17 protein-coding genes, 1 tRNA gene and 1 pseudogene are annotated in these 14,494 nt (G+C 58.1%); 8 read left to right on the top strand and 11 right to left on the bottom strand.

The genetic code is table 11. The features are described from left to right. Positions 1–112: 112 nt before the first annotated feature. From ACM1ZW_RS16240 to ACM1ZW_RS16230, 3 genes are all read left to right on the top strand, one after another. The gene (locus ACM1ZW_RS16240; protein WP_416738896.1) at positions 113–1,297 is read left to right on the top strand and encodes a cyanate transporter; all 1,185 of its coding nucleotides are present in this window, start codon (positions 113–115) and stop codon (positions 1,295–1,297) included. A 15-nt stretch (positions 1,298–1,312) separates the two neighbouring features. Further along, positions 1,313–2,230: a DMT family transporter gene (locus ACM1ZW_RS16235; protein ID WP_416738895.1), complete on the top strand. Its 918-nt coding sequence runs from the start codon at positions 1,313–1,315 to the stop codon at positions 2,228–2,230. Between the two features lie 131 nt (positions 2,231–2,361). Then, positions 2,362–3,297, top strand: a complete 936-nt coding sequence (locus ACM1ZW_RS16230) for a LysR substrate-binding domain-containing protein (RefSeq protein WP_416738894.1) — start codon at positions 2,362–2,364, stop codon at positions 3,295–3,297. A 3-nt stretch (positions 3,298–3,300) separates the two neighbouring features. On the opposite strand, the gene ACM1ZW_RS16225 is transcribed toward ACM1ZW_RS16230, so the two are convergent. The 3 genes from ACM1ZW_RS16225 to ACM1ZW_RS16215 form a co-directional block, all read right to left on the bottom strand. Beyond that, on the bottom strand, positions 3,301–3,666 hold the full coding sequence (locus ACM1ZW_RS16225) for a 5-carboxymethyl-2-hydroxymuconate Delta-isomerase (RefSeq protein ID WP_017336983.1): 366 nt from the start codon (positions 3,664–3,666) through the stop codon (positions 3,301–3,303). A 57-nt stretch (positions 3,667–3,723) separates the two neighbouring features. After that, a complete protein-coding gene (locus tag ACM1ZW_RS16220; RefSeq protein ID WP_017336982.1) occupies positions 3,724–4,650 on the bottom strand; it encodes a LysR family transcriptional regulator in 927 nt (308 codons plus the stop codon). A 147-nt stretch (positions 4,651–4,797) separates the two neighbouring features. Then, positions 4,798–4,989 carry a YegP family protein gene (locus tag ACM1ZW_RS16215; protein WP_017336981.1) on the bottom strand — a complete coding sequence of 64 codons (192 nt, stop codon included), beginning with the start codon at positions 4,987–4,989 and terminating at the stop codon, positions 4,798–4,800. 361 nt (positions 4,990–5,350) lie between these two features. Here ACM1ZW_RS16215 and ACM1ZW_RS16210 point away from each other — a divergent pair, with 361 nt between their 5' ends. Together ACM1ZW_RS16210 and ACM1ZW_RS16205 are read left to right on the top strand one after the other, a co-directional pair. Then, complete coding sequence (locus tag ACM1ZW_RS16210; protein WP_414879601.1) at positions 5,351–5,761, top strand: hypothetical protein; 411 nt, start codon at positions 5,351–5,353, stop codon at positions 5,759–5,761. Positions 5,762–5,847: 86 nt separating this feature from the next. Beyond that, positions 5,848–5,952 (top strand): annotated as a pseudogene (locus tag ACM1ZW_RS16205) (Cro/Cl family transcriptional regulator); the annotation flags it as partial. A gap of 7 nt (positions 5,953–5,959) precedes the next feature. Here the strand turns inward: ACM1ZW_RS16205 and ACM1ZW_RS16200 are convergent. Next, positions 5,960–6,292, bottom strand: a complete 333-nt coding sequence (locus ACM1ZW_RS16200; protein ID WP_416738893.1) for a hypothetical protein — start codon at positions 6,290–6,292, stop codon at positions 5,960–5,962. A gap of 1,241 nt (positions 6,293–7,533) precedes the next feature. Between ACM1ZW_RS16200 and ACM1ZW_RS16195 the strand changes: the two genes are divergently transcribed. Further along, positions 7,534–7,818 (top strand): DUF3077 domain-containing protein, encoded by a 285-nt coding sequence (locus ACM1ZW_RS16195; RefSeq protein WP_017336977.1) that lies wholly within the window; start codon positions 7,534–7,536, stop codon positions 7,816–7,818. A gap of 95 nt (positions 7,819–7,913) precedes the next feature. Here ACM1ZW_RS16195 and ACM1ZW_RS16190 read toward each other — a convergent pair. The 5 genes from ACM1ZW_RS16190 to dapA all read right to left on the bottom strand — a co-directional run bounded on the left by ACM1ZW_RS16190 (position 7,914) and on the right by dapA (position 11,603). After that, positions 7,914–8,003, bottom strand: a tRNA-Ser gene (locus ACM1ZW_RS16190). An 83-nt stretch (positions 8,004–8,086) separates the two neighbouring features. Further along, positions 8,087–8,800 carry a phosphoribosylaminoimidazolesuccinocarboxamide synthase gene (purC, locus tag ACM1ZW_RS16185; RefSeq protein WP_008034929.1) on the bottom strand — a complete coding sequence of 238 codons (714 nt, stop codon included), beginning with the start codon at positions 8,798–8,800 and terminating at the stop codon, positions 8,087–8,089. A gap of 28 nt (positions 8,801–8,828) precedes the next feature. Further along, a complete protein-coding gene (locus ACM1ZW_RS16180; RefSeq protein ID WP_008034928.1) occupies positions 8,829–9,587 on the bottom strand; it encodes an MBL fold metallo-hydrolase in 759 nt (252 codons plus the stop codon). Between the two features lie 4 nt (positions 9,588–9,591). After that, entirely contained in the window at positions 9,592–10,707 is a 1,116-nt protein-coding gene (bamC, locus tag ACM1ZW_RS16175; protein ID WP_414879599.1) for an outer membrane protein assembly factor BamC, read from the bottom strand. Positions 10,708–10,724: 17 nt separating this feature from the next. Next, a complete protein-coding gene (gene dapA / locus ACM1ZW_RS16170) occupies positions 10,725–11,603 on the bottom strand; it encodes a 4-hydroxy-tetrahydrodipicolinate synthase (RefSeq protein ID WP_017336975.1) in 879 nt (292 codons plus the stop codon). Between the two features lie 328 nt (positions 11,604–11,931). Between dapA and ACM1ZW_RS16165 the strand changes: the two genes are divergently transcribed. Both ACM1ZW_RS16165 and ACM1ZW_RS16160 read left to right on the top strand, forming a co-directional pair. Continuing rightward, on the top strand, positions 11,932–12,492 hold the full coding sequence (locus ACM1ZW_RS16165; RefSeq protein WP_017336973.1) for a glycine cleavage system protein R: 561 nt from the start codon (positions 11,932–11,934) through the stop codon (positions 12,490–12,492). 10 nt (positions 12,493–12,502) lie between these two features. Beyond that, the gene (locus tag ACM1ZW_RS16160) at positions 12,503–12,976 is read left to right on the top strand and encodes a peroxiredoxin (protein ID WP_008034924.1); all 474 of its coding nucleotides are present in this window, start codon (positions 12,503–12,505) and stop codon (positions 12,974–12,976) included. 160 nt (positions 12,977–13,136) lie between these two features. Here the strand turns inward: ACM1ZW_RS16160 and ACM1ZW_RS16155 are convergent, their stop codons facing one another. Further along, positions 13,137–14,207 (bottom strand): AI-2E family transporter, encoded by a 1,071-nt coding sequence (locus tag ACM1ZW_RS16155; RefSeq protein ID WP_017336972.1) that lies wholly within the window; start codon positions 14,205–14,207, stop codon positions 13,137–13,139. Positions 14,208–14,239: 32 nt separating this feature from the next. After that, the gene (locus tag ACM1ZW_RS16150) at positions 14,240–14,479 is read right to left on the bottom strand and encodes a sulfurtransferase TusA family protein (protein WP_017336971.1); all 240 of its coding nucleotides are present in this window, start codon (positions 14,477–14,479) and stop codon (positions 14,240–14,242) included. Positions 14,480–14,494 lie beyond the last annotated feature (15 nt).

Here is a 14,494-nt window from a genome sequence, read left to right as displayed (position 1 = left end):
CCCTGTGTTGCAGCAGAACTATTTAATTTCTAGATACCACCCCGGACTTTCTGATTTGCGGCCTCCAGGCCTCGCGCGCCTAATCTGGCCCTTGTCATTCAAGGTCCAATCGATGGAAAACGTCCGCGCCACTTCCCGCCCTGCCCTCTGGCTGATGGTCAGCATCATTCTCGTCGCACTCAACCTGCGCCCCTCCATGGCGGCGGTCGGTCCTTTGCTGTCGGCGATTCGCGGCGATATCCCGCTGAGTTTCAGCCTGGCCTCGCTGCTGACCATGTTGCCGGTGATGGCCATGGGACTGGCGATGTTCTTCGGCCTCAGCGTCAGCCGATGGCTCGGCGCACAGCGCACGGTGGTGGTGTCGCTGCTGATCATTGGCGTGGCGACGGTGTCGCGCCTGTTCCTCGACTCCGCGGCCGAACTGATCCTCAGTGCCGTGCTGGCAGGCATCGGTATTGCCCTGATACAGGCGCTGATGCCCGCGCTGATCAAGTCCCGTTTTGGCGACAACGTCTCTGTGTGCATGGGCCTGTACGTCACGTCGATCATGGGCGGCGCAGCGATTGCCGCGTCCTTCGCGCCGCTGGTGATGATGCGCACGGGTAGCTGGCGGATGGGCCTGGCGATCTGGGCAGTACTGGCGCTGGTCGCACTGCTGGTGTGGCTCGTCCAACGCTCGGGGATGCCGATACGGTCTGCTCAAGCGCAGCGAAATGAGTCGTTCTTCGCCAATTCCCGCGCCTGGTTACTCGCGATCTTCTTTGGCTTGGGTACTGCGTCCTACACCTGTGTACTGGCCTGGCTGGCGCCGTACTACGTGGAAAAAGGCTGGAGCGAACAAAACGCCGGTTTGTTGCTGGGTTTTCTGACGGCCATGGAGGTGTTGTCGGGCCTGCTGACGCCCGCGATCGCCAATCGCAGCCGCGACCGACGCCTGGTGCTGGTGGTGTTGCTGGCACTGATCATGGCCGGTTTCTGCGGGCTGACTCTCAGCCCGCAACACCTGAGTCTGTTGTGGCCGTGCCTGCTGGGGCTGGGCATCGGCGGATTATTCCCGATGAGCCTGATCGTGTCGCTGGATCACCTGGACCAGCCACAACGTGCGGGCGCCCTGACCGCCTTCGTTCAAGGCATCGGCTACCTGATCGCCGGTCTATCGCCACTGATTGCCGGGATGATCCGCGATCAACTCGGCAGTTTCGAATGGGCCTGGTGGTCGCTTACGGGCGTCATGGCGGTGATGCTGCTGATGGTCCTGCGTTTTGACCCACGGCACTACGCCCGTTACATTCACTGATCCGGAGCAGCCGCCATGCAACACACCGGTTTCGCCACCGCTCACCTTGGCATGCTGCTTTGGGCCCTGTTGATCGCCGCTTCGTTTTCCGCGGCGGCGCAGGTCAGCCAGGCCATCGACCCGGTCCTGCTGACCGGTTTGCGCCTGCTGTTTTGCGCCCTGGTGTTTTTGCCGCTGCGGCTATTCAAGGGCGACGCCGCCATGACCCGCAACGGACTGCTCGGCCATGCCGTACTCGGCTTGTTGCTGGCGGTGTATTTCGGCTCATTGTTCGAGGCACTGCGCTACACCTCTGCCGTCAACATCGGGACCCTGTTCACCCTGGTGCCACTGCTGACCCTGTTTTTCGAAGCGGTGTTGATGCCCGACAGCAGCCTCCGGAAACGCGTCGCTCCAATGCTGCTGGCGGCTGCCGGCGCCGTATTGCTCGTGCTCAAAGGTACGGGGCCGGACGAATTGCCTTCGCTCTATGCGGTGTTGGTGTATGGCATCGGTTGCCTGGCGATGGCGCTCTACTCTCCCTTGAGCCAGCGACTCAAGGCTGGCAGCCTCAAAGGTCGCGGTCCGGTGGGCATGACCTTCTGGAACATGCTGTTCGGCGCGCTGTTCTTGCTGGCGTTCTGTGGGTTTAGCGGTGGCTGGCGATCGGCGTCCTTGCTGACCCTGAACGACTTCGGTTGGCTGATCTACCTGGCGCTGTTCGCCACACTGGCGACCTTCTGGCTGTTGCATCGGGCCATCGGCGTCATCGCCCCGTCGTCGGTCATTTCCTACATTTACCTGAGCACACTGTTCATCACGCTGTTTCATTGGCTCTGGTTGCGTCAGTCGCCGCTGCCGCTGGAGATCATCGGTGCCGTGCTGGTCGGCATCGGCATGCTGGCGCTGTTGATGTCCAGCCGCCGCGCCATGCCTGCAACTGTTCGGACCTGAAAGTCGCCGGTACTGCCTCCCAACTATTAGTGAAACTTCCTACAGGGCATTCTCCTGGCACCATCGTTCCGTTAGGATCTTTCGCACGAGTTTGCGCTCAATCAGCGCAAGGATCACAGCGAGACAAATGGATGCTGAACAGTAACTTGCTTAGAAAACTCGACATGCAGGACCTCATGGTGTTTGTAGCCGTGTATGAACAAAGCAGCGTCACCAGCGTGTCCGAAACACTCTGTGTCAGCCAGTCCACCGTGAGTTACTGCCTGAAAAAGCTGCGCACCGGTTTCGAGGACGAGTTGTTCATCAACACCCGCGCCGGTATGCGACCCACCTGCAAAGCCAGCACCATGTACGCCCATGTGCTGAGAATTCTGGAAAGCATCAACCTGTGTCACGCCGGTGCACCGACGTTCGACCCTAGTTTGCAACCGGTCACCTTCAACATTTGCGCACCAGAATACTTCGAGCAGTTGATCCTGCCGCGCCTGTTGAAACGTTTCGATTTCGCCGATTGGCCGGTGATGGTCAACATGCACAAGTTCGAAACCGACATCCCGGCCGAGGAACTGCGCGACGGCAGTCTCGACCTGGTGATTTGCTTCGGCCCGAATTTTCATCGCAATCACACCGACTTCAAATCCCGGATGCTGCTGGAGGATGATCTGGTCTGTGTCTTCGATAAACGCGCCACACCGCTGGAACCGCGCCTGAGCCTGCAAGCCTTTACCGAACGCCGGCATGTATTTCCGACACCCTGGACGTCCAGCACCAACATGGTCGACGGCTGGTTGGCGCAGCAGGCGCAAAAACGGCAGATCGTCGCGCGATCCAACAGCTACAGCGCGGCGCTGAAAATGATCACCGGCACCGACTTCATCGTCACCCTGCCCCGACGCATCCAGCAGTTGCTGGCCAGCGAGGTCATCTTCAATCACTGCGAAGCGCCCAACGGTCTGCCGGGGTTCACCCTCGACATGCAGTGGAGTCAAAGTGCCGATGAAGACGGCGCCAATGCCTGGTTGCGCGAGCAGGTGGTGCAGGCCTGCACCGAGCAGGAAATGACCTGAGACTCAGTTGTTGATGGCGACTTTGCTGTAGGACTCTCGATCAATGTCGAGGATTTCCACGGCCAACTGGACTTCCACGCCCGTTGGCCACTCACACAGTTCCTGCACCACGGCCAGCAGACTTTCGGACAACTGTTTTTTGATCGCCGGCGAGCGACCACTCAACAAGGCCAGCTTTACATGCACGAATGCCCGCTCAGCCAATGCGGTGCCGACCTTGAACGACTCGACCTTTACCGCGCGACTCTTGATGTCGTATTCGGCAGCAAACTGACCGGAAGCCACCAGCGTATTGTTCAGCCTGATCAGGGCCACATCGGCATTCAGCTCGGGCAGGTTGGCGGTGTATTCCATGTGCAGGTGGGGCATGACGTGGCTCCTTGAGGTTGGCGCAAAGGTCGTACATATATCACAGAGTTGCCCTGTTCACTGAAGCGGCGGCGACTCGAAGCGCTCACTCATGAACGCCTCCAGTCGCGAGCGCAACCAGCGTTCGGCAGGGTCGGTGTCGACGTGGCTGAGCCAGACCATGGACAGGTCCAGGGTCGGGGTCTTGAACGGAAAAGGCTCCGTGAACAGCTGACCGGACGCCGCCATCGCCTCGGCGGCGTAATCCGGCAGGCTGGCGATCAGATCGGTTCCGGCGAGCAAGGCGGGTAACGAGCTGTATTGCGGCACGGATAAAACCACCTGGCGCGTACGACCAATCTCCGCCAGCCACTCATCGGCGTAACCACTGACATTGGCGGTGTGCGACACCAGCACGTGAGGGCGCGAGCAATATTCATCGAGGGTCAGCGGCGTGTCGGACGCATCGGCACGCAAGATACTGGGCTGGATGTGCCGCAGCAATTTGCGCTTGGCATTGGCCGGGAGACCGCGGGTCTGGCTGATACCAACGGTGATATCGCCGGACGCCAGCAAATCGGGAATCCGCCAGTAATCGACATGCTGCACCACAAACACCACCTTCGGCGCTTCCTGGCGCAGGGCACGCAACAACGGTGGCAGAAGACCAAACTCGACATCGTCCGACAGCCCGATGCGGAAAGTCATGGTGCTGCTGGCGGGGTCGAAGTCATGGGTCAGACTCAAGGCCACCGACAGCGAATCCAGCGCTGGCGACAGGTATTGAATCAACTCCTCGGCCCTGGCGGTCGGCTCCATGCGATGACCGACGCGAATGAACAGCGGATCATTGAACATCGTGCGCAAGCGGTTGAGCGCCGAACTGATGGTTGGCTGCCCGAGAAACAACTTCTCCGCCACCCGGGTGACGTTACGTTCGAGCATCAAGGTTTCGAACACCACCATCAGGTTGATATCCGCCTTGCGTAGTTCGTTGCGATTCATCCACTGCCCCCCAGTCCCCAAATCTGCTGACAGTTTAGGTAGCTGCCGCAAGCGGCGTCTATGCGACTCAAGCAGTCTGCGTTTGATCCGAGCGCAAGGTTGCTTGCAAAGAAGCTGCCCTCATTGAGCAGCTTCACCACCTGAAGATCAGATTTCCTTTATCGGCGTGTGATCGTGAGTCCCCTTGATCAGGCTGATGGCATGCGCGCAATCCGCCTTGTTGACGTACGCCTCGCCGCTGGCAATCGTTTCATGGTTCCCCGCCCTCAAGCGCCACCGCCATTGACCTTTGCCAGTCTGGGGGGTGCCACGGGTTTGCCTGTAAATCTCAAAATACATTGATCGCTCCTTGCGATGGCTGATGACGGCAGATCAGTGACCTGCGAAACCAGAGTAGATGAGGATTTTTGGCGGTGGGGAGTTTCAGTGTCAGGGGATATTGCGAAGGAAAACCTTGAATGTTCAGAGCGGCAAATGGATTCGGGGGTGGGTAAACAGACTGACTCAGGCAAGTAACTTTTCTCGTGAAACGGTATATCTTTCTTACGCCGGGAGGCGACCGAATCCGACGCAGCAACGCCGCTGACGGTGTTCCTTCCGTAGAATCCAAGCGCGACCAAACACCTGTCTTCGCGTCCGGATTTCCTGGAAATCCGGTCAGTAGAATGCAGGTTTTCTGTTTCATTAAATGGAGTTGTACATGCACTGGGGCATCACGTTTACTCTCATCATTCTGACCACAGCACTAAGTGCATGTACGTCGAACAGTCCCTCCACGGACCCGTCCCTCGTAGGCTCATGGCAAGGAATGCGCGAAGAACACGGCAAATGCCAGTTCCTGTCCTGGAATACGAATTTCGAGCCCAATGGTCGCTTCTCGATCACCTTCTTCCGAGACGCGCAACGGACCCAACCCATTCAAACCGAGCGAGGTTCCTGGTCTGCGGCGAATGGCAAGAATGAAATGAAAACGGACGGTGTCCGGACTCCGGAAATCTATGAGTACAAAATACTGGATGGGAACACCATTCACTACGTAAACACCGTCACAGATCCTACCGCCGACTGCCAAGAGGACTACGCGTTTACGGAACATCGTATTCGCAACTAAGCGTTAACCCCCTCACTCCGCCGAGAACCAAAAAGCCCCGTAGATTTTCATCTACGGGGCTTTTCTATGTAACGTCCAGCCGATTGCAGCAGAGTGAGGGGGACAGTTTCAGTTTTTCCAGTCAGGAGCCGCATCGGTGCGGGAATCCCGGGGATGTGGATGCGTTGATGATTACGCCGCCTTCGTTTTGAGGTTCGTTCACAGATTTTTCTGATGAGTCGAGGCATCGGCTTGCAGGGTTAGCGGTTGATCTGCGACCAGCTCCACATCGCTCTCACGTTCTGCCCGAGGCTCGGGGGCGACAGTGTCAGAACGGGCTAAAAGCCGCTGTACACCTCTTTCAATCAGCGAAAGCAATCCATAGCTGATAAAACCAAAAATCAGCCCGACAACAAAAATGCTCAAAGGATGAATGTGCACGGCGTCCTGGCTTTCCAGCATGTATTGAAAAGCCTGAACAGCCACAGCCACGCAGGCCGCAGCGGCTGCTATCAGCTTTACAGACAACCAAAGACGCTGCCATCTGTTCATGACCTCACCTGTCGTTTGATCAGTTGCTCTGTATTGCAGGATAGACAATGAGCTTGGTTCACGGGATGTCGTGTTGCATTGCTGTGTTCCTCGACGCGATGGCCGCGTTCTTCCCCCAAAAATCCCTCAAAACAAAACGCCAGAAACGAAAAAGCCCCGTAGCTTAATCAGCTATGGGGCTTGATGAGATGGTCAGCCAGAATCCCTGCAGATTTAAGCTTGCAGGGATTTTTTGTTTAATCCTGCGGCAGACTCCGGCATCGTCTGACAGCCCCTTCCTGATTTGTCCAAGCCCCTGGCGGCATCACGCTTAGCCCCTAAGCTCTGCGCCGTGCGGGGCAAAAAGGCCCTGACCATCGACAATCATGCAAACTCAAAAGGAGCCTCTGCAATGGCTAGAGATAAAGCAAAAGACGACACACACTTCAACTGCACCCAGCCCCATGAAGCCGACTAGGTCGCAGGTCTTTACCCTCATGCAAAGGAAGAGGTCAAAACGTTCCTGGCATCGGCCTGCAAGGACAAAACCCTGCATAACTCCACCCACAAAGACGTCTATGAGCTGATCAAGAGGAAACTGGGTCACTCGCAGCCGTAAGATTCACGTTCACGGGATAACTCCTGCTTGTTCAAGGAAAGCCCGAACGCCGCGCCCCTGCAGAGCTGTGCCGATGCTCGAGCTCCACCCTCAAAAAAAGTAAAAAACGCCGCCTTTTTAGACTTAGAGAAGCGGCGTTTTCGCATTCGGGATTTGTCCGTTTTTGTAAGGCCATAAGAATATCGGGGTGACTCTCGGCGCAGTTGTAGGCAAAATCCGGGAGTTGCGTACGAACGTGCTTCTGCTGCGTGTTTCAGTAAGTTAGCGCCTTGATGACGTCAGTTTCAGCGGGATACTCTCAAGACGTCGCTGGAATTCCAGCGATCGGGCTTGGTAACCCGACGAGTTGCGCAACAGCGCCCCCTTCACATTTTCTTGGTGTTTGTACGCCTGAAAACTTGTGTTATGGCGGTTGTGCGCGGGACGCTTTCGAGCGTGCCGGTCTCCGTGACTCCCGGTTTACCAACCTGCGCACAGCTGCCACCCATTCGCTTGGTAACGAAATGGCAGCTCCTCACGTCACGGAGCTAGACATGGATACTTCAAATCCGCACAAAAGCAGTCATTCCCCTCAACACAATTCCAAGTCGTATAAAACCTCACCGCTCGACCTAACCCGCCGCCTCATTGAAGGAGGTGACAAATGAGCGACAAACCCGAGCTGACGACCATTGGCCTCACACCGTTCCACTATTGCTCCAACCAGCCGTTATTCCGCGTAAATTCCGGCGTACCTGTCGGGAAAGCCTTGGCGCAAGCATCTGACCTTCTGTACCTGGCCAAGCTGTTGACTGTCGATGCGGCTTACGCCAAGGACACAGACAGACATGCTTGGGCAGCGCATTACCTGACCGCCATGAGCAAGGCCGTCGTGGATGACGTACACAAGGTGCTGACGAGGTGGCCACCGGTGAACACCGACGCCTGATACGTACATGTAGACGTCCCTAAAAACGCCCTGAAAAATCTACAGAAACGAAAAAGCCCCGTAGCTTGTTCAGCTACGGGGCTTTTTCTATGTAATGGCGGAGAGATAGGGATTCGAACCCTAGGTACCGGTGAAGGTACAACGGATTTCGAATCCGTCCCATTCGGCCACTCTGGCATCTCTCCAACGGCGCGCATCATAACAACACTTTTGCCGGAAGCGAACCCCCTGAGCGAAATATTTCTGTGCTATCAGATGCTTGCGTCGATTAAAGCGGTACGCCCAGACGATTGGCGACTTCTTCGTAGGCTTCGATGACGTCACCGAGGCCCTGACGGAAGCGGTCCTTGTCCATTTTCTTGCCGGTGGCCTTGTCCCACAGACGGCAGCCGTCCGGGCTGAATTCGTCACCCAGGACGATGGAGCCGTCGGAGAACACGCCAAATTCGAGTTTGAAGTCGACCAGCAGCAGGCCGGCGTCGTCGAACAGTTTGCTCAGGACTTCGTTGACCTTGAGCGACAGTTCTTTCATGCGAACCAGTTGCTCGGCGGTGCCCCAGCCGAAGGCCACGACGTGGGATTCGTTGATGAACGGGTCGCCCTTGGCGTCGTCCTTCAGGAACAGTTCGAAGGTGTAAGGATTGAGCTTCATGCCTTCTTCGACGCCCAGGCGCTTGACCAGGCTGCCGGCCGCGTAGTTACGCACGACGCACTCGACCGGGATCATGTCGAGTTTTTTCACCAGGCATTCGTTGTCGCCCAGCAGTTTGTCGAATTGGGTCGGCACGCCGGCGGCTTCGAGTTTCTGCATGATGAAGGCATTGAACTTGTTGTTCACCATGCCTTTGCGGTCGAGCTGCTCGATACGCTTGCCGTCGAACGCCGAGGTGTCGTTGCGAAACAGCAGGATCAAGCGGTCAGCGTCGTCGGTCTTGAAAACCGATTTGGCTTTGCCGCGGTAGAGTTCTTCACGTTTTTCCATGATGGGCTCCGCTTGCTAAGTAGGTGGGCTAGGCGATGTGTCGCCAGTCGAGCCCTGAATCTTGATCGGCCAATTGCAGCCAGTCCGGGTCGCACCCGAGGGTGTCGACAAAACATTGCCGGGCCAGCTGCGGCAGGTTGTTCTTGCTGCTCAGATGGGCCAGGACCAGGTGTTGCAGGCCTTGCCAGCCCAACTCGGACACCAGGAATGCCGCCTGGTGGTTGTTCAAATGTCCCAGTTCACCGCCCACCCGCTGCTTGAGAAAGTACGGATAGTGACCGCGAGCCAGCATGTCTCGGCAATGGTTGGCCTCGATCATCAACGCATCGAGATCCCGATAGCCGTCCAGCACTTTGTTGCAGTATGAACCCAGGTCGGTCAACAGGCCGAAGCGCCGCTCACCGTCACTGAACACATATTGCGTCGGTTCCTGTGCATCGTGGGCCACGGCAATGACGCCGATGCTCAGTGCGCCGATCTGCAATTGCTCGCCGCCCGCCAGAAGGCCGGCCGGTTCAATCGGTTTGCGCATCCCGCGCAGGGTGCCGCGACTGAGGTAGACAGGCAGATTGTAGCGCCGAGACAGCAAACCCACGCCATGCACGTGGTCGGCATGTTCGTGGGTCACGAGTATCGCGCTCAGTTGCGCCGGGTTCACACCCAGGCGCAACAGGCGTTTTTCGGTTTCCCGCAGGGAGAAACCACAATCCACCAGCACGTACGTATCAGCGCTGGCTATCAGCGTGCCGTTCCCTTGGCTACCGCTGCCGAGAACGGCAAAACGCATGTGATCAGCCCAGGTTGTCCTGAATCACGCTCAACACTTTGCGCGCCACGTCAGCCGGCGCCACGGTGTTGATGTTTTTCTCGACGGTGACCTGAACGGTATCGCCTACCTTGCTCAGGCGAACCTGATAACGCTCGGCACGGGCTTCTACTTCTTCCTTGCTCGGCGCGCTGCCGAACAGGCCGCTGAAGAAACCAGGCTTCTCGTCTTTCTTCTCGGCTTTTTCAGACAGGTTGATGTAGTACAGGCCCAGGCTGCGGTTGATGTCTTCAACGCGCCATTCGCCCTGTTCCAGCGCACGACCGACGCTCGACCAGGCACGGTCCAGGTCGTTACCGACGTTCAGAACCGGGTTGCCGCTGCCGTCTTCGCTCAGGCTGACGCGACTTGGCGTATCGAAATCACGCGAAGCCAGCATGGAGACCGAACCGCCCTTCTCCGAGATGCGGCTCATGCTCGCGAGCATGTCGTCGACCAGTGCCGCGTCCAGGCCGGTGTTGACCGAACGGTTGGTGAAGGCTACGTCGGCGGTGCTGCCGGCAGGACGCTCGGCGCTTACCACGTAGACTTCACTGGTGTTGCGCTGCACGCCCGGCTCGATACGCACCCGCACACGGGTTTCGCTGTCAGCGCCGACACCGGCTGCGCTCAGGCGCTTGGCCATCGCTGCGGACAGTTCGTCGGAATGCTGCCAGGTGGTGGTGAATTCGCCGGTTTGCGGACGCTGTTCATCCAGACGGAAACCGTTGTCCTGGAAGAACTGCACAGCCACTGGCCAGACTTCGGCCGGCGGGTTCTGAGCGACGATCCAGCGCGAGTCACCGGTTTTCTGCAGCGAGTAGGCACTGGCGTCGGCAGCGGCGGACAGCGGCTGCGGACGCGGCACGATGTATTCACCCTTGACGGTGTCATCGGCCACGTTGCGCGGGATCGGCAGCAGCGGATCCAGGTGTTTGGAGGTGCTGACGTCCGGTGGCAATTGCATCGGTGCAGTCTGTTGCGCTTCCAGGTAATCGCTACCACGGTCACGGAAATAACCTTCCGGGCCCCAGACCCATCCACAGCCACTGGTGCTGGAGATAATCAAGGCAAGTGCGGAAAGTCCGGCCATTCGCTTCATGCGTTGTACTTCCTCAATTAAACCAGGACGCTGCACTGGCGCAGAGCCGTGCGGAGCGTTTCATGACAAGGTGCGCTCAGCCAGGTCAGCGGCAGGCGAATGCCTTCGTGCATCAGGCCCATTTCAACCAAAGCCCACTTCACCGGAATCGGGTTGGCTTCGATGAACAGGTCCTTGTGCAGCGGCATCAGTTTTTCGTTGATTGCCCGAGCGGTCTCGGCATCGCCCTTGAGCGCGGCCTCGCACAGATCGGCCATTTCGCGTGGAGCAACGTTGGCGGTGACGGAAATGTTGCCCTTGCCGCCCAGCAGGATCAGTTCGACGGCGGTCGGATCATCGCCGGACAGCACGATGAAGTCCTTGCTCACGCCATCGAGGATTGCCTTGGCGCGCTTCATGTCGCCGGTAGCTTCCTTGATACCGATGATGTTCGGCACGGTGGACAGGCGAATCACGGTCTCGGCCTGCATGTCGCAGGAGGTGCGGCCAGGAACGTTATAGAGAATCTGTGGGATGTCGACCGCTTCGGCAATGTGCTTGAAGTGCTGGTACAAACCTTCCTGAGTCGGTTTGTTGTAGTACGGAACAACCAGCAGGCAGGCGTCGGCACCGGCCTCTTTGGCATTACGGGTCAGTTCGACGGCTTCGCGGGTCGAATTGGCACCCGTACCGGCGATGACCGGAATACGGCCGTTGACCTGTTTGACCACGGCACGGATGACAGCGATGTGCTCGTTGACGTCGAGGGTCGCCGACTCGCCGGTAGTACCGACCGCGACAATGGCATGGGTGCCGTTTTCAAGGTGGAAGTCCACGAGTTTGCTGAGGCTGTCCCAGTCAAGACGCCCTTGTGCATCCATGGGTGTGACCAGTGCCACCATACTGCCCGCAATCATGAAACCGCTCCTGCCGGAAAAAGAGAGCCGTAATGGTACTGGCGCCAAGATGCTTGTACAAGCGAAGTACTGCGCTGCTGCCATTCCCCTTGGCGCTGCTTTTCGCTACCCTTCAGACTTTGATCGGTACTGACATGCTCGTACGCCGGGTTTCAGCCTCCATTTTCGGCATCACAAGCCCCGATCCAGCGTTGCCACCCTTCGCTCTTGCCTTGATAGAGCACGTTGCAACCTTCGGCCCGGGTTTTCTGAATTCGCATCCGCAGGCTCGCCCCCGGTAAAAAAAGCCCGTAGAAGTATCGACCGCTCATCGCTTTAGGAATGCTGCATGTCCACCCCCACAGTTCGCGAACAATTCCTTGTCATCAGTGCCCTCGGCGCCAACCCCATGGAGCTGACTAACGTCCTGTGCCGCGCCAGCCATGAAAACCGCTGCGCCGTGGTCACCTCTCGCCTGACCCGCCATGGCGAGTGCAGTGCGTTGATCCTCGAGATCTCCGGCAGCTGGGACGCCCTGGCGCGTCTCGAAGGCAGCTTGCCGACCCTCGCCAAGAAACACGCCTTCACGGTCAACGTGGTGCGCAGCGCGGCGCTGGAGAATCGTCCACAGGCCCTGCCGTACGTCGCCTACGTCAGCTCGGCGTACCGCTCGGACATCATCAACGAGCTGTGCCAGTTCTTCATGGACCACAACGTCGAGCTGGAAAACCTGACCTGTGACACGTATCAGGCGCCGCAAACCGGCGGCACCATGCTCAATGCCACGTTTACCGTGACCTTGCCGGCCGGTGTGCAGATCAGCTGGCTGCGCGATCAGTTCCTGGATTTCGCCGACGCGCTGAACCTGGATGCCCTGATCGAACCGTGGCGCCCACAAAACCCAATGTAAGGAAGCTTTCATGGCCGTTGCCATCGACCAACCGGTTGCCGACTTCGAAGCCCCCGCCACCAGCGGGCAGACCGTCAGTCTCGCGAGCCTCAAAGGCAAGCAAGTGGTCATCTACTTCTATCCGAAGGACAGCACGCCGGGTTGCACGACCCAAGGCCAGGGCTTTCGTGATCAGCTCGACGCCTTTAAAGCGGCCAACACCGAAGTCTTCGGCGTGTCGCGTGACAGCCTGAAATCTCACGAGAACTTCAAGGCCAAGCAAGCGTTCACCTTCGAGCTGATCAGCGACAAGGAAGAAGCGCTGTGCCAGCTGTTTGATGTGATCAAGCTGAAGAAGCTTTATGGCAAGGAATACATGGGTGTTGATCGCAGCACGTTCCTGATCGACAAGAATGGTGTGCTGCGTCAGGAATGGCGTGGCGTGAAGGTGCCGGGGCATGTGGACGCTGTTCTGGCGGCGGCTCAGGCGCTGAACAAGGCCTAATTATCTGGCGCCTGTTCTGGCGCTTTCGCGAGCAAACCCGCTCCCACATTCGATCGCATTCTTACAGGAAGAACTCGGTTGAATGTGTGTGCGGGCTTGCTCCGGGCCGCGTTCCGACGGAGAGCCCCTTACCCTCACTGAAAAAAATCAGGGTGATCCGTTAAAGCAGCGGCGCCACTACTGGCTCCTTGCGCGGCCAGGCATCCAGCACCGCCTTGAACAACGTCGCCAGCGGAATCGCGAAGAACACTCCCCAAAAGCCCCACAACCCGCCAAACAACAGTACCGCGCAAATGATCGCCACCGGATGCAGGTTGACCGCTTCCGAAAACAGCAGCGGCACCAGCACGTTGCCGTCCAGCACCTGGATGATTCCGTAAACCGCCATCAGATAGATGAACTGGTCGCTCCAGCCCCACTGGAACAACGCAATCAACAGTACCGGCACCGTCACGACTACCGCGCCGACGTAGGGCACCACGACCGACACACCCACCAACAGCGCCAGCAGCGCCGCGTAGTTGAGCCCCAGCACGACAAACCCGATGTAGGTCGCACCACCGCAGATAAAGATTTCGATGACCTTGCCGCGAATGTAGTTGGCGATCTGCCGGTTCATTTCATGAGCGACGCGAGTAATCAACGCGCGCTCGCGAGGCAGGTAACCACGTACCCACTGGCCAATCATTTCCCGGTCCTTGAGGAAGAAGAACACCAGGATCGGCACCAATACCAGGTAGATCATGATGTTCACCAGCAACGGCAGACTCGACAGCGAAAACGTCAGCGCCCACTGGCCGAACTTGCCGATCTCACCCCGTGCAACTTCGATGGCTTGCAGCACCTGTTCATCAGACACCAGGTGCGGGTAGCGTTCGGGCAGCAGCAATAACAACGATTGCCACTTGGCGAGCATGCCCGGCAGTTCATTGAACAGCGTGATCAGCTGATGCCAGAGCAACGGCACAACGATCACGATGAACACCAGCAAAACACCCATGAACAACGCAAACACCAGCCCCACGGCCACCCCGCCCGGCATGCGCAAGCGCTCAAGGGTCACCACCAGTCCCTGCATCAGATACGCCAACACCATACCGGCGAGCACTGGCGCGAGCATGCCGCCCAGCGTCAGGACGGCGGTAAACGCCAGAAACAGCAAAACCGCGAGCACCACGGCTTCTTCGTCGGAAAAATAGCGCTGAATCCAGTCGCGTAACACCTTGAACATCAAAAATCCCTTAGAAACGAATGCGCCAGGTTTCAGGCTTTCTTCAACCAATAGCGGTAAACGCCCGCTTCATCTTCTTCACGAAGCAGCGTATGACCGGCCAAACGCGCAAAGGTGCGAAAGTCACGCTGCGAGCCCGCATCGGTGGCGATCACCTTGAGCACCGCGCCGCTGGTCATGCGATTGAGTTCCAGCTTGGCCTTGAGCAACGGCAACGGACAATTCAGGCCGCTGGCGTCCAGTTCGGCGTCATGGTCTACAGCGTCGGTCATTGCATCACTCCGGGT

Origin of the sequence: Pseudomonas sp. NFX71 (assembly GCF_048079215.1) — a bacterium.
Taxonomy (GTDB): domain Bacteria; phylum Pseudomonadota; class Gammaproteobacteria; order Pseudomonadales; family Pseudomonadaceae; genus Aquipseudomonas; species Aquipseudomonas fluorescens_B.
The sequence above is the reverse complement of the archived record's forward strand: the minus strand, read 5'-3'. Positions and strand labels throughout refer to the sequence as shown.